Source organism: Kribbella koreensis, assembly GCF_039525325.1.
GTDB lineage: Bacteria > Actinomycetota > Actinomycetes > Propionibacteriales > Kribbellaceae > Kribbella > Kribbella koreensis.
On the sequence record NZ_BAAAHK010000002.1, the window covers coordinates 95,142 to 109,579 of the forward strand.

The following is a 14,438-nucleotide window of genomic DNA, read 5'->3' on the forward strand; positions in this document are numbered from 1 at the left end:
GGTGATTAGCTCGGGCGACTTGGTGGTGAAGGCGCATCGATCCACCGGCCTGTGCTGACTGCCAACCCTTCGATCTCCGCGCGGGGTGGATGCCATCAGGTCTTGCTTGCTGCCCTCTACCCGTGGCGGTGGATCAGTTGACGGTCACGGTGACCGGGTGGACGGCAGCTGACCTGCTGCCGTCCACCCGGCGGTGGATCAGTTGACGGTTACTACTGTTCCCGCGCGGTTGGGGAACTCTACGAAGCCGGTGGAGCGTTGGCCGGTCGGTAGGCCGGACCAGGAGGCTGTTACCTGGAAGGGTTTGCCGGCGGCGGGGGCTGCCGTTGGGGTGACGTTCAGGGAGTTGCCGCCGGTCACCACGTTGGTTTGCATTGTGTACTTCGTGGTGTCGGCACCAGGCGGGTTGGAGAGCGTGATCGCTAGTACGCCCCACACGCCCGGCGAAGGCGCGGCGACCGTGGCCGATGCTTCGTTGGCGCCGGTGCCTTCGAAGGAGAGCAGCTGCATCTGGCCGTTGACGACCTTGTAGAGGACCATCCAGATGCTTCCGGCGGGGTCAACCGTCTTGATGTTCCACTGGACGGCCTTGGTCCCGGTCGTCACGGTCACCGGGTAGTTCGGGAGGTCGGCGTCTGCGGCACCTGCGGGTACTTCGCCCGGCACCTGCGGCGCAGAGGTGAACCCATAGGCCCGGATCGGTACGCCGGCCTTGCCGACCGTCGCGTCGAAGGAGACCGAGCCGGACGCGCCCGAGCCGGTCACGTTGGTGGGAGCGATGACTGAGGTCGGGACGACCACGATCGGGCTGCGGACCGAAGTACCGGCGCCCTGCCAGGTGAGCCAGCCGCTGGTCGTCTCGTGCGACGGGGCGGTGTCCTGGGTGAGCTTGACCGTGAAGGACTTCGTCTGGCCGGTCTGCAGGTTCAGGATCGACGGGGTGACGACCGCCTTCATGCCAGGCACGGACACGGTGGCCCGGTAGAGCCCGCCGGTCACTGCGGTCACCCGGCGGGTGATGGTCTGCGTGCCGACCAGTTCCCCGACAGCGATGGACGGTGCGTTGTAGTTGCTCGGGTCGATCGCCGGTACGCCGGTACCAGTGTCAACACCGTTCCCCTCGAGGTACCCGAGCCAGTCGGCGTCTCCCGAGTCGTAGACGAGCCCCGGGTCGAGCATGCGCGACGGCTGGACCTCACCGGCGCCACGAGCGAACGGGTCGTTGTCGACAGCACCAGTGGAGGTCTTCACGTCACTAGTGGTCGTCATGAGCGCCGACTTGACCATCATGGGCGTCCAGTCGGGGTGCTTGCCCAGGTAGAGGGCGGCCAGGCCGGCAATGTGCGGTGCAGCCATCGACGTACCGGAGTAGAAGGCGTAGCTGTGTCCAGCGTTGCTGGGCGGGGCTACTGCGGCCAGGACGTTCACACCCGGCGCAGCGAGGTCCGGCTTGAGCAGGTCGCCGTGGCTCGACAGTGACGGCCCACGCGACGAGAAGTCAGCCATCTGCGGGTACGGCGTGACAGTCGAGGTCAGGTTGCCGGGCACCAGTTGAGCCGTGGCACCCGCAGTACCGGCGTAAGCCTTCACCGACAGGGATCCAGGCGTGTTGAGGTGCACAGTCGGTACTGCGTGCGAGTCCGCCACCATGTCTTGATCAGTGAGGTTAAGCAGCACCATGCCAACGCCACCGGCTCGCTTGACCTCAGCCGACTTGTCGACACGCGCGCCGACGCCCCGGTCGCACACCACGATCTTGCCGGCCACCTGCGCCGAGTCGAGCGTGTTGGGCAGGCATTGCGATCCGTCGTACTCCGTAGCGCTGGTCACCCGAGCAGCAGCCCCGGTGACGAGTGCCTTGGGGCCTACAGCCGTGGCGATCGAAGTGGTCAACCCGGCAAACTTCGATCCATCACCGAGGACCACTGTCCCCTCGTACGGCGCAACCGTGCTCGCCCCGACCGTAGTCACCCACGGCGAGGTGTTGTCGAGCGACGACGGCTCCGGCCCCGAGTTGCCGCCAGCGGCCGAGACGAAGATCCCCGCGGACGCAGCGGACAGGAACGCGAGCTGCACCGGGTCAGTGTGCGCGGACTCGAAGATGGAGCCCACGGAGTAGTTGATGACGTCGACGCCATCAGCCACGGCCTGGTCGATCGCAGCGAGGATGTCCGACGTGTAACCGCCCGAGCCGACGCCGTTCTTGCCGGTCCACAACGCCTTGTAGACGGCGATCTTGGCGGCCGGTGCGACACCGGAGATCGTGCCGAAGTTGATGCCGCTCTCCGAGACGTCTACGCCCGCACGGCCGGCCGCAGTGGTCGCGGTGTGCGTGCCGTGGCCTTCACCGTCGCGCGGGGAGGCGTAATCGGCACGGGCCTCGGGCGGGGTAGCGCCGAGCCAGGCGTCCCCGAAGTACTTGGCACTGATGAGCTTGGTGTTGCACAGGTCGGCGGTGAAGTCCTCACCTGCCTGGCAGGAGCCAGTGAAGTCGTTGCCGTCCGCCTTGTGCATGACGATGCTGTCGCCGACCCGGTAAGGGGTGGTGGCGGAGGGCTTGGTCCCGAGCTTCGGGCCCGACAGTGACGCACTCTCCGGCCAGATGCCGGTATCGACGACGCCGACCACTACGCCCTTGCCTGCTTCGGCGTTGCCGCCCAGTGCCTTCCAGACACCGGAGTTGCCGGACAGCTTGAGGAAGTCAGTCGGCTTCTTGTCGTCCAGCGCCTGGTGCAGCTGGTCGGGGGTCACAGCGACCACACCGGGAGTCTTGGCCAAGGCCGAGACCTGCTGGCTGGTCAGTGAGGCAGCGAAGGCGTTGACGGCCGTCGAGTAGTGCCGGGTCGCCTTGGCGCCAACTGCGGCGGCGACGGTGTCTTGGCGGCTACCGAGCCAGTTGCTGTAGCGCTTCGAGTCCGGGGCCGTGGTGTCGACCTTCTTCCCTTTGGCCGGCTTGGTGGCCTTCAGCCCGGCCACACCACCCTGGTACGTCGCCAGTGGCTTGTCGGCCAGCGTCACGACGTACCGGCCGGGGGCGAAGTGGGGGAGCTGCAGCGCGCTCGCCAGGTTGTCTGGCCGGGGCGTGCCGGGTGCTGGCTCTCCAAGGGCCGCATTACCGGCAGATGCGGTGAAGGCGGCAGTAGTGAGCACGGCGGCCGCGATCAACGCGGTCCGTCGGCGCAAGGACAGGTGGTTCACGCGATTCCTCCAGGGCAGTGGGGGCTAGCGACGATGACAGTGCCAAGAAGTCGCCAGGAGTTCATCGTTTTGGCTTCAACTAGCCGCTGGCGAAAAACTGCCAGCCCGGCCGGCGGGCACGGAAAGAGACTGGCGGCGGGTTTCCCACAGGGGCGGAGATCCGACAGCGCGATGCCTTGACGGTGAGTTTTGAAAGCTCTCTACTTAATGCACTCTCATCGCTGGAGGTCCGCCCATGCGTTCACGGCTCTCTGCCGCTGTCCTCGGTTTCCTGCTCGTCATCGCCGGACTGGTCGGCGTCACCCAGACCGCGCAGGCGGCGAACCTGTTGACCAACCCCGGCTTCGAGGCGGGCTCGCTGAGCGGCTGGACCTGCTCCGGCGGCTCGGTGATCACCAGCCCGACGCACAGCGGGGGATTCGCGCTCAATGGAGCAGTGTCCGGCTCGGACTTCGCCCAGTGCAGCCAGACAGTCGCGGTGCAGCCCAATACGGCGTACACGCTGTCTGCCTGGGTGCGCGGCTCGTACGTCTACCTGGGCGTCACGGGCGGTGCCTCCACCTGGACACCACAAGCGAGCGGCTACACCCAGCTGACGGTCGCCTTCACGAGTGGTGCGAGCCAGACCTCGGCACAGATCTACCTGCACGGCTGGTACGGCCAACCGGCGTACCAGGCCGATGACGTGAACCTCGACGGCCCTGGCGGCACCCCGCCGACCGGTGGCGCTCCCGGAGTACCAGGGACTCCTTCTGTGACCGGTACGACGAGCAGCGCGATCTCCCTGAGTTGGGGCGCATCCACTGGGACAGTGACCGGCTACCGGGTCTACGAAGGCTCCACCGTGGTCAAGACGGTCACCGGCACCTCAACGACCGTCGACGGACTAGCGGCGTGCACCAGCCACAGCTACACAGTTGCGGCGTACAACAGCAACGGTGAATCGGCCAAGAGCGCAGCAGCCTCCGGTACCACCTCAGGCTGCACCAGTACCGGCCTCCCGAAGCACGCGCTGATCGGCTACCTCCACGCCAGCTTCGCCAACGGCTCCGGCTACGTCCGGATGGCCGACATCCCGTCGCAGTGGAACATCATCAACCTGTCCTTCGGTGAGCCGACCTCCGTCACGTCAGGCGACATCCGCTTCAACCGCTGCCCAGCTAGTGAGTGCGCGAACGTAGAGAGTGACGCGGACTTCCTCGCCGCCATCAAGGCCAAGCAGGCCCAGGGTAAGAAGGTCCTGCTGTCTATAGGTGGCCAGAACGGACAGGTGCAGCTCACTACGACCGCTGCCCGCGACACCTTCGTCAACTCGGTCAGCGCGATCATCGACCGCTGGGGCCTCGACGGGCTCGACGTGGACTTCGAGGGGCACTCGCTCTACCTCAACCCCGGCGACAACGACTTCCGCAATCCGACCACGCCGGTGGTGGTCAACCTGATCAGCGCGCTCAAGACGCTCAAGGCGAAGTACGGGACGAAGTTCGTGCTGACGATGGCGCCCGAGACCTTCTTCGTGCAGATCGGCTACCAGTTCTACGGCGACGGCGGCAATGGCGGCGACAACCGGCGCGGCTCGTACCTGCCAGTGATCCACGCGCTGCGCGACTCGCTCACCGTGCTGCACGTCCAGGACTACAACTCCGGGCCCGTGATGGGGCTCGACAACCAGTACCACACGATGGGCGGCGCCGATTTCCACATCGCGATGACCGACATGATCAAAGCCGGCTTCCCGGTCGGCACCACCGGCCAGACCTTCCCCGGGCTCCGTGAGGACCAGATCGCCTTCGGGCTCCCGGCGGCCACCAGCGCAGGGAACGGCTACACCGCCCCCGCAGCCGTCCACACCGCGCTCGACTGCCTGGTGAAGGGCCAGAACTGTGGCGGGTACACGCTTCGCGGCGGATCCTCCCCGTCGTTCCGCGGCCTGATGACGTGGTCGATCAACTGGGACAAGTACTACAACTGGGAGTTCCAGAACAGCCACGCGCCGTACCTCGCGGCCCTGCCGTAGTAAGCCTGTGGATGAACAGCGCCCGGAATTCGCCGGGCGCTGGTATTACTGAGGCATGCCAACGTCAACAACCCGCCCGGTGATCCTGACCGTGGACGACGATCCGGGGGTCTCCCGGTCGATCGCCCGCGACCTGCGCCGCCGGTACGCCGAGGAGAACCGGATCGTCCGGGCGGAGAGCCCGGACCAGGCCCTTGACGCACTCAAGGAGCTCAAGCTGCGGGGCGAGCCCGTCGCCCTGCTGCTCGCGGACTACCGGATGCCCGGGATGTCCGGCATCGACTTCCTCGAAGCGGCGATGGACCTGTTCCCGCTCGCCCGCCGAGTCCTGCTGACCGCGTACGCAGACACCGACGCCGCCATCCAGGCGATCAACGTGGTCGACCTCGACCACTATCTGCTCAAGCCGTGGAACCCGCCGGAGGAGAAGCTCTACCCGGTGGTCGACTCGATGCTCGACCTGTGGAAGTCCACCCCGGACGCGCCCAGCGACGAGACCCGGGTGATCGGCCACCGCTGGTCCGCCCCGTCCTTCGCGGCCCGTGACTTCCTCGCCCGCAACGCCGTCCCGTACCGCTGGATGGGCGTCGATGACGAGGAGAGCCAACGGCTGCTCGTCGCGGCCGACATCGACGGTACGACGCTGCCGGTCATCATCACCCCGGACGGTACGGTCCTGGTCGCGCCGTCCGAGGCCGAGCTGGCCGACAAGGTCGGGCTGTCGACCCACCCGGCCGAGGAGTTCTACGACCTCGTGGTGGTCGGTGGCGGGCCTGCTGGGCTCGGTGCTGCGGTTTATGGCGCTAGCGAGGGCCTGAGGACGGTACTGGTCGAGCAGGTGGCGACCGGTGGGCAAGCGGGTCAGTCGAGCCGGATCGAGAACTACCTGGGCTTCCCTGATGGGGTGTCCGGGGCACAGCTGACCGATCGGGCCCGGCGGCAGGCGATCCGCTTCGGTGCGGAGCTGCTGACCGCCCGCGAGGTGGTCAAGCTCGAGACGAACGGATCGGCCCGGCGGCTGCAGTTCTCCGACGGCAGCGAGATCGCCGCGCACTCGGTGATCCTGGCGACCGGCGTCTCGTACCGGACGCTGCAGGCGCCCGGCGTGGACGACCTGAGCGGCCGCGGGATCTACTACGGCTCGGCGACGACCGAGGGTCCGGCCTGCGCCGGCCAGGAGGTCTACATCATCGGCGGGGCGAACTCCGCCGGTCAGGCCGCGGTCTATTTCTCCCGGCATGCGAAACGCGTGCATATGCTGGTAAGAGGTCCCTCACTCGAGGCGACCATGTCGTCGTACCTGATCGATCAGATCGGCGGCATCGACAACATCGAGGTGCACACCTGTACGCAGGTGGTGTCCTGCAAGGGTTCTGATCACTTGGAGTGCGTGACGCTCACCAACAGCACGACCGGGGAGAGCTGGGAGGTGGACACGGAGTGGATGTTCGTGTTCATCGGCGCGGCGCCCCGGACCGACTGGCTGCCGGGTGACCTGTTGCGTGACGAGCGAGGGTTCGTACTGACCGGGCCGGACCTGCGTGGGCGACCACCGGGCTGGGCGCTGGACCGGGACCCGTACCACCTGGAGACGAGCATGCCGGGCGTCTTCGCGGCGGGCGACGTCCGGGCCGAGTCGGTCAAGCGGGTCGCCTCGGCAGTCGGTGACGGCGCGATGGCCGTGACCTTGGTGCACCGATACCTGGAGATGCTCTGATGACCGAGTCTGCTTCCGAGACTGTGTCCGGCTCTGTTTCCGCGGCCGCCGCGGAGACCGGCTCGGGGACCGACGACGGCGTGCGCCGGATCACCCGGGACGAGCTGCGCACGCTGTTCCTGTTCGAGTCGCTGACCGACGAGCAGCTCGACTGGCTGGTCCGGGCCGGCCATGTCGAGGCGGTCGAGGAGGGTCGCGTCTTCGCCGAGGGCGACGAGGCGACCTGCTGCTACGTGCTGATGACCGGCGGGCTGCGGATGTGCAAGCTGCTCCAGGGCGAAGAGGTCGAGATCAACCGCTCGACCCAGCGCGGCGTGTACGCAGGTGCGTTCAACGCCTTCTTCGGCGCAGACGACCGCAAGGGCTACACCGCGTCGATGTACGTGCTGGAGCCCTCGGAGTTCTTCGTCGTCGACGCGGCCGCGATGGCCGAGATGATGAACACCTGGTTCCCGATGGCGGTGCACCTGATCGAGGGCTTCGTGATGGGCATGCAACGGACCAACGAGACGATGGGGCAGCGCGAGCGGTTGCTTGCCCTGGGCTCCTTGTCGGCCGGCCTCACGCACGAGCTCAACAACCCTGCTGCAGCGGCGGTTAGAGCTGCGGCGACGTTGCGGCAACGGGTCGCCGGGATGCGGTCCAAGCTCGCGATGCTTGCCGACGGCACCCTCGACTCGACGAAGCTGCACAAGATCGTCGCGATCCAGGAGGACGCCGTCGAGCGGGTCGCCAAGGCCCGCGAGTTGTCGCCGATGGAGTTGTCCGACGCCGAGGACTCGTTGTCGGACTGGCTCGACGACCACGACGTCCGGAACAGCTGGGATGTCGCGCCGGTGCTGGCCGCGGTCGGGCTGGATGTGCCTTGGATGGAGGAGGTGCTGACGGCGGTCGGCCCGGAGTACCTGGAAGGCGCTGTTCGCTGGCTGATGTACACGATCGACACCGAGTCGCTGATGAACGAGATCGACGACTCGGTGACCCGGATCTCGACGCTGGTCGGGGCGGCTAAGCAGTACTCGCAGATCGACCGGGCGCCGTACCAGGTGGTCGATCTGCGCGAGCTGCTGAAGTCGACGATGGTGATGATGTCGGGCAAGTTCGAGGGCCTGACCGTGGTGAAGGACCTCGATCCGGATCTGCCGCCGATCCCGGCGTACGCGGCCGAGCTGAACCAGGTCTGGACCAACATCATCGACAACGCCGTCTCCGCGATGAACGGCTCCGGCACGCTGACGATCCGGACCAAGCGCGACGGCGCCTACGCGGTGGTGATGATCGGCGACACCGGCCCGGGCATCCCGAACGAGATCAAGAACCGGATCTTCGAGCCGTTCTTCACCACCAAGCCGATCGGCGAGGGCACCGGCCTCGGCCTGGACATCTCCTGGCGGATCGTCGTGAAGAAGCACCATGGTGACCTGCGGGTCGACTCCAAACCCGGCGAGACCTGGTTCAAGATCGTCCTCCCGATCCACCCGGAGGCCGAGATCCAAGCCCAGGCCGACCTGACCTAGGCCTTTCCGACCAGTAGGCAGAAGGGGTGACCCGCCGGATCCGCTAGGACGTACAGCGGCTCACCCTCCTCCTCGGTGCGATCAAGCAACAAGGTCGCACCGAGGTCCTCTGCCCGCTTCTTGTGCCGCTGCAGCTCATCCAGCGTCGGCACTGCGAAGTCGAGGTGCAGCTGCATCGGTATGCCCTCGTCGGGCCAGGTCGACCGAGGCAGCACATCCACCTTCTGGAACGCCAACTTTCGCCTGCCGTCGGCATCGACCAGCACCAGCCAGTCCGCGTCATCCCCCACGCCGTCCGCCGCCGGCTCATCCCCCGGCCGGTAACGCAGCCCGAGCAACTGACGGTAGAACTCCGCCAGTCCCCGAGCGTCAGTCGCATCCAACGCGGTGTGCATCAACTCCGGATAGGTCGCCACATCTCTTTATACGTTGGCCGAACCGTGCGTGGCGGCATAGGCGACGAGATCCTCGTACGACTGGCCGGTTGGGCGGTAGAACTCGTTGGGGTCGCGGTGTTGGCCCAGGGGGCTTTCGCCGAGGAGGCGGGAGACGGTGAGGGCTGCTGACAGCGGGCGGTGGTTGACGACGATGTGGTCGACCTGGCCTTCGGGGTTCAGATGGAAGGTGCCGACTCCGGTGACCGGGCGGCCGTCCACGACGGCGGTGTACTCCTGGACTCGGCGGTCGCCCAGATCGGCACTCCAGAGCAGGGTGTAGTCGCGGTACAGCCCGACCACGGTCCTGATCTGCTCGGTCACCCGCTCGGGGCCGCGCACGCTCCCGTTCATGACGACGCCCTCGAGGACGACGTCCGCTGCCAGTTTCTGCAGAAACCACGGATCTCTTACTTCGATGCTCATGAAATGAAAGAACCATGTCGACTACGCTTCTGTCAATGTCAGAAGCGGCAATCGGGTCGGCGCGGCCGGTCAGTTCCTCTACCCTCGAACTCCCATGAAGACGTCAATCGCGGCCGGCCGGCTCGCCATCGCAGCAGCCGTCCTCGCAGCCGCCTCGGGCTGCTTCCTTCCCGGCGATCCGGTCGGACCGAGCATCGGCATCCGCGTCGATGACGGGGTGCTGACCGTGTACGTCCCGTTGTGTCCGGGCGAGAAGGTGCTCGGCGCCACCCTGGATGACCCAAGTGGAGACGGCAAGCAACTCTGGAGCGCCAAGGGCCCGGCGCACCCGACGTCGAAGGTCGTCCGCCTGGGCGGCGCCGACTGGAAGCAGCAGACCGGTTCCTACAAGTACGACAACCAAGAGGTCACGATGGACATCGACGCGACGAAGCGCTCGTACGGTGGCGGGGTGATCGAAGAGCCGCTACTCAAAGACCTTCCCGCCGGTACCTACGACCTGAACGGAAAGCGCGCCACCCCCGCCGACATCGAAGCCCAGTCCAACTGCGACTCTCAATCCGGCGGCTGACACCCGATCAACCCTGGTGACTTCCGCCGGCCTGGCGCCTCCGGCCGGCTGACGACTGTGACCGATCGAGTGGCTCCGATCGGCTGGTGGAGCGACCTCCTGCCCGGTGAAGGTTGCAGGATCGGCGTACGCCGGGGAGCCCACTCGGCCGTCACGGCGGGGTCGAGGCAAAGGCCGTTCAACAGGGTGGTCGCCTCGTTCACCCGCGCGGACACGGTCGAGTGGAACTGCAGCTCGACGGTCTCGCCCGAGGGACGCCGGAAGCTGACGTGGATTCCCTTGTACCGGCTGCCTTCCGTGTACGACTGCACGGCGGACTCGGGTTGCCAACCGGCTTTGCGGAGTTGGTCGACAGTCGACTGGGTCTCGGCGACGGGTTGATCCGGCGAATCCGTGAGCATCGTGTAGCGGAGGATGTCGTCCGGCTCGCCGTCGTCGAGAGCTTCCAAGTGGTCGGCGTACTTGCGGGGGAGGGACTGCGGTGACTTTACCCTCGAGCCCAGTTTGTAGCCGGTGCTGTGGTCGGACAGTGCGCCCACGAACTCCGCCGTTGCAGCAGGCTCGGCTGCGACCCTCGCGCGCAGTGCGTCCAGAGCAAGTCGCACTGCCTCGTGGCCGAACTCCGCGACGAGTCGAGCTTGGTCGGGAGAGGCTCGCCCCAGTTCGGTGCGTGATGGCGGCTCAAGGTGCGGTGTAGCTGGGCGGGGTCGGGGAGCGAGTGCAGGCCTGGTGGTTGATCGCCTCCCGTTGTCCCCATTCATCAACGGTAGGAAGTACTGGTGGGGCTGTGGGGTGGTTTGGGGAAGTTGTGGATAAGTCGGGAGGGTTAGCGGAGGGCTGTGCCGTTGGGGGTTTCGAGTAGGGGGAGGTCTGCGCGGGTGGGGAGGGATTCCCAGTCGCCGTGGGTGCCTACGCAGAAGGCGCCGGAGGTGGTGGCTCGGGATAGGCGGGCTTCGGGGGTGAGGTTGTCGAGGGTGGCGGAGAGGTAGCCGGAGACGAAGGCGTCGCCGGCGCCGATCGAGTCGACGACTGTGACTGATAGGGCTGGGTGGTGGATGGTGCCGGATTCTGTGTGGGTCCAGGCGCCTTTGGAGCCGGCGGTGATTACTACCTCTTTGATGCCGGTGGAGAGTAGGGCGGCGGTGGGGTTGGGGGCGTCGGTGAGGATGTCTAGTTCGTCGTCCGAGGCGAAGATGGTGGTGAGGTGGGGGAGCAGGGGGCGTAGGGCGATGGCTGCTTCGGGGCGGGACCAGAGGCGGGCTCTGTAGTTGACGTCCAGGGAGACATGGATGCCGGCGGCGGAGGCGGTTTGTACTGCGGTGAGGGTTGCTTCGCGGGCTGTGGCGGAGAGGGCGGGGGTGATGCCGGTGACGTGGAGGATGCGGGGAGGGGCGGCCTCTAGGGCGGCTACGCATTCTGCGGCGGTGAGGGTGGAGGCGGCTGAGCCTCGGCGGTGGTAGCTGACTCGGGTGATGTCGTGGGCCGGCTGGTCGAAGGCGATGAAGGCGGTGAAGGACGCGTCGGTGAAGCGTAGGTGGGTGGTGTCTACGTTTTCGGCGCGGAGGGTCCGCTGGATGAGGTGGCCGGGTTCGTCGTTGCCTACGGCACCTAACCAGGCGACGTCGTGGCCTAGTCTCGCCAAGCCGATGGCTACGTTGCTTTCGGAGCCGGCGATGGAGAGGTGTACGTCGCCGCCTAGGCGGAGGGCCCGGGAGGAACGCAAGGAGACCATTGCCTCGCCGATGGTCAGGACGTCAGGCATGGAGGGCTCCTGGATGTGGGGCTGGCCGGGGCTCGCGCATCAGTTGGCCAGTGGCTGAGGTTGGTGCGGACCGCCAGCCCATCAATCGGTGCCTATCGGGGTGGCGGTGAGCGGGGGCGGCGGTCGGTATGCCGGGCATTGATGGGCTGGGGGTTGTGGGTATCTCGCTGACGGCGGGTTCAGGCATTGGTGACCGCCTCCAGGAAGGTGGCAGCTCGGTCGGCGAGGTCGGTCTGAGTGCCGCCCTTGCCGGCATCGCCCAAGAGGGGTGAGCCGAGGCCGACAGCCAGGGCGCCCGCCTGCAGGTACTGGGGGGTCGTGGGGGCGTCTACTCCGCCGACCGCGATCAGGGGAGCGGTGGGGAGCGGGGCTCGGAGTTCGCGGAAGTAGCCGGGACCGTGGAGTTTGGCGGGGAAGACCTTTACGGCCAGGGCGCCCAGGTCCAGGGCGGTGATGATCTCGGTGGGGGTGAGGGCGCCACACAGCAGCGGCAGGTCCAGGGCCACGCTGCGGTGGGCGCCTTGTGTGATGGCGGGGGTGACTATGAAGTCGGCGCCGGCCGCGGCTACCTCGTCTGCCTGGGCGGGGGTGATGACGGTGCCGGCGCCGATCAGGACCGAGGAGTCGAATTCGGAGCGGGCCTTGGCGATTGCGTCGGTGCCGCCGGGGGTGGTGAGGGAGACCTCGAGGATGGTGATTCCGGCGGCGACCAGGGTGTGGATGCACTCCAGGGCCCGGTCGGGGCCGTCGGCCCGGATGATCGCGAGCACCTTGCGCTGGGTCAGTTCGGCTAGCAAATCCACTGAGAACACCTCTTTGACGGGGATTGGATCGATTCAGACATAGGACGTGGGATGTTCACCATTCCCAGGCGGCGGTTTTGTGGATAAATTACCGATCGAACAACCCGCTCCGTTGTTTACTTTCCGTTCACCGGAAGGCAGGTCCACGTACCCATGCCAAGATTCCGCCTCTTGATGGCATCCCTCGCCTTGCTGGTCGCCGGCCTTGTCGCCGTGCCGCAGCAGGCTCAGCCCGCCGAAGCCGCCGTGACCCAGACCGTCCTGTTCGACAAGGGCGGCGCCGGCTACGGCTGCTACCGAATCCCCGCCATCGTGCGCACCAAGCTCGGCACGCTGCTCGCGTTCGCCGAAGCCCGCCGTACCTGGTGTGCCGACTCGCAGGAGATCGACCTGGTCGTACGCCGGTCCGAAGACGACGGCCGTACCTGGTCCCCTCAGCAGATCGTCCTGTCCGGCACCGACTCCGACCCCAATGCCGTCGCCACCCGCGGCAATCCGACACCGATCGTCGACATGGACACCGGCCGGATCGTCCTGCTCACGACGATGGACCCGGGAACCTCGAGCAAGCCCCGTACGCCGTACGTCCAGTACTCCGACGACGACGGCAAGACGTTCTCCGAGGCCAAGAACATCGGCTCCCAGATCGACGATCCGAGCTGGGGCTGGTACGCGACAGGCCCCGTGCACGGCATCCAGTTGACGCGAGGCGCGCACAAGGGCCGCCTGGTGGCCGGTACGAACTACGACGTCGCCGGCGACCCGAACGACCCCGATGACAACAAGGTCGCGGGCCAGTTGGTCTACAGCGATGACGGCGGCGACACCTGGCACAAGGGTGCGACCGATCTGCGCAGCGCCGCCGGTCTCCTTCCGCAGGAGATCAGCGTCGTGGAGAAGGTCGACGGCGGCATCTATGCGGGCGCCCGGAACAACAACGGCAGCGCCGGCAACAGTCGGGCGTTTGCCGTGAGCAACGATGGTGGTGAGACCTACGTTGCGCCGTACGCGAGTGTCCCGGGGCTGACGACGCCGACCGTCCAGGGGTCGTTGCTGCGGTTGCGGGCGACGGATCAGGGGGCGAAGTACAACCGGATCCTGTTCGCTTCGCCGGCTGATCCGGATCGTCGCCGGTACATGACGATCCGGTCGAGCTTCGACGAGGGGAAGACCTGGGAATCCGTTGCCGATGGCACCAGGATCACCAGTGACTGGTCGGGGTACTCCGACATGACCGTGCTCGATACCGGTGAGATCGGGTTGCTCTACGAGGGCGGCTCGGTGGATGCGCGGGATCAGATCCGGTTCGCGCGGTTCACCGAGACGGACATCGGGCTGCCGGACGGGCCGGCTGGGCCGACGACGCCGGATGTTTCCGGGCTGGGGAACAACGGGATTCTGCGCGGCGGTACGACCGTTGTCGCCGGGAAGTTCGGGCAGGCGCGGGATCTCGACGGGACGGATGACGCGATCCAGTTGCCGTTCGCCGAGTCGCTGGCTGTTGGAGCTGGAGACTTTACGGCTATGAGTTGGATAAAGTACGGGGCTCGTACTACTCCTCAGGCGATCTTCTGGGGGTACAACATCAATGAGTTCTCGCAGTTCTGGCTGCGGGCGGAGCCTGCGGATGCCCGGATCCGGGGTTTGATCACTACCGGCGGCAATACGGCGGTGGTCGCGACGGCCAAGGCGTACAACGACAACGCCTGGCATCACGTTGCGCTGCAGCGGAAGGGGTTGACGCTGTCGATCTGGGTCGATGGCGTCCAGGTCGCCAGTGTGGCGTCGCCGGCTGGGTCGGTCAGTCCGGGGCGGCCGTTCAAGATGTACGTCGGCCAGCGGATCGATGGTGCTCATCACTTCGACGGGTCGCTGGATGAGGTCCGGTTGTACAAGCGGGCGCTGACGGCGGCCGAGTTGGGCAGCATCCGGACCAGTAACGTCACGACGGTTCCGAACGTAGTACTCGACCTGCCGCTCGGGTAGGCGAGAC

The 14,438-nt window shown here is 66.7% G+C and carries 11 protein-coding genes; 5 read left to right on the forward strand and 6 right to left on the reverse strand.

The window, feature by feature from the left end; translation table 11 throughout:
• Positions 1-198 precede the first annotated feature (198 nt).
• Positions 199-3,198 carry a S8 family peptidase gene (locus tag ABD116_RS02705; protein WP_343964408.1) on the reverse strand — a complete coding sequence of 1,000 codons (3,000 nt, stop codon included), beginning with the start codon at positions 3,196-3,198 and terminating at the stop codon, positions 199-201.
• A 235-nt stretch (positions 3,199-3,433) separates the two neighbouring features.
• Between ABD116_RS02705 and ABD116_RS02710 the strand changes: the two genes are divergently transcribed.
• The 3 genes from ABD116_RS02710 to ABD116_RS02720 are packed head-to-tail and all read left to right on the forward strand — an operon-like array spanning position 3,434 to position 8,449.
• Positions 3,434-5,215, forward strand: coding sequence for a chitinase (locus tag ABD116_RS02710; protein ID WP_343964410.1), 1,782 nt, complete (start codon positions 3,434-3,436; stop codon positions 5,213-5,215).
• A 55-nt stretch (positions 5,216-5,270) separates the two neighbouring features.
• Positions 5,271-6,932, forward strand: coding sequence for an FAD-dependent oxidoreductase (locus ABD116_RS02715; protein ID WP_343964412.1), 1,662 nt, complete (start codon positions 5,271-5,273; stop codon positions 6,930-6,932).
• Positions 6,932-8,449, forward strand: coding sequence for an ATP-binding protein (locus tag ABD116_RS02720; protein ID WP_343964414.1), 1,518 nt, complete (start codon positions 6,932-6,934; stop codon positions 8,447-8,449). Before ABD116_RS02715 ends, ABD116_RS02720 begins: the two co-directional genes overlap by 1 nt.
• Here the strand turns inward: ABD116_RS02720 and ABD116_RS02725 are convergent.
• A complete protein-coding gene (locus ABD116_RS02725) occupies positions 8,446-8,865 on the reverse strand; it encodes a VOC family protein (protein WP_343964416.1) in 420 nt (139 codons plus the stop codon). The two genes, ABD116_RS02720 and ABD116_RS02725, sit on opposite strands and share 4 nt — an antisense overlap.
• A 6-nt stretch (positions 8,866-8,871) precedes the next feature.
• A complete protein-coding gene (locus tag ABD116_RS02730; RefSeq protein ID WP_343964418.1) occupies positions 8,872-9,309 on the reverse strand; it encodes a hypothetical protein in 438 nt (145 codons plus the stop codon).
• Positions 9,310-9,403: 94 nt separating this feature from the next.
• On the opposite strand from ABD116_RS02730, the gene ABD116_RS02735 reads away from it, so the two are divergent.
• A complete protein-coding gene (locus ABD116_RS02735) occupies positions 9,404-9,880 on the forward strand; it encodes a hypothetical protein (protein WP_343964420.1) in 477 nt (158 codons plus the stop codon).
• On the opposite strand, the gene ABD116_RS02740 is transcribed toward ABD116_RS02735, so the two are convergent.
• The 3 genes from ABD116_RS02740 to ABD116_RS02750 form a co-directional block, all read right to left on the reverse strand.
• Positions 9,865-10,485, reverse strand: coding sequence for a nucleotidyltransferase family protein (locus tag ABD116_RS02740; protein ID WP_343964422.1), 621 nt, complete (start codon positions 10,483-10,485; stop codon positions 9,865-9,867). The two genes, ABD116_RS02735 and ABD116_RS02740, sit on opposite strands and share 16 nt — an antisense overlap.
• Positions 10,486-10,706: 221 nt before the next feature.
• Positions 10,707-11,642 carry a sugar kinase gene (locus ABD116_RS02745; RefSeq protein WP_343964424.1) on the reverse strand — a complete coding sequence of 312 codons (936 nt, stop codon included), beginning with the start codon at positions 11,640-11,642 and terminating at the stop codon, positions 10,707-10,709.
• Positions 11,643-11,821: 179 nt separating this feature from the next.
• Positions 11,822-12,445, reverse strand: coding sequence for a bifunctional 4-hydroxy-2-oxoglutarate aldolase/2-dehydro-3-deoxy-phosphogluconate aldolase (locus ABD116_RS02750; RefSeq protein ID WP_343964426.1), 624 nt, complete (start codon positions 12,443-12,445; stop codon positions 11,822-11,824).
• A gap of 174 nt (positions 12,446-12,619) precedes the next feature.
• Between ABD116_RS02750 and ABD116_RS02755 the strand changes: the two genes are divergently transcribed.
• Positions 12,620-14,431 carry an exo-alpha-sialidase gene (locus ABD116_RS02755; protein WP_343964428.1) on the forward strand — a complete coding sequence of 604 codons (1,812 nt, stop codon included), beginning with the start codon at positions 12,620-12,622 and terminating at the stop codon, positions 14,429-14,431.
• The last annotated feature ends 7 nt before the right edge of the window (positions 14,432-14,438 follow it).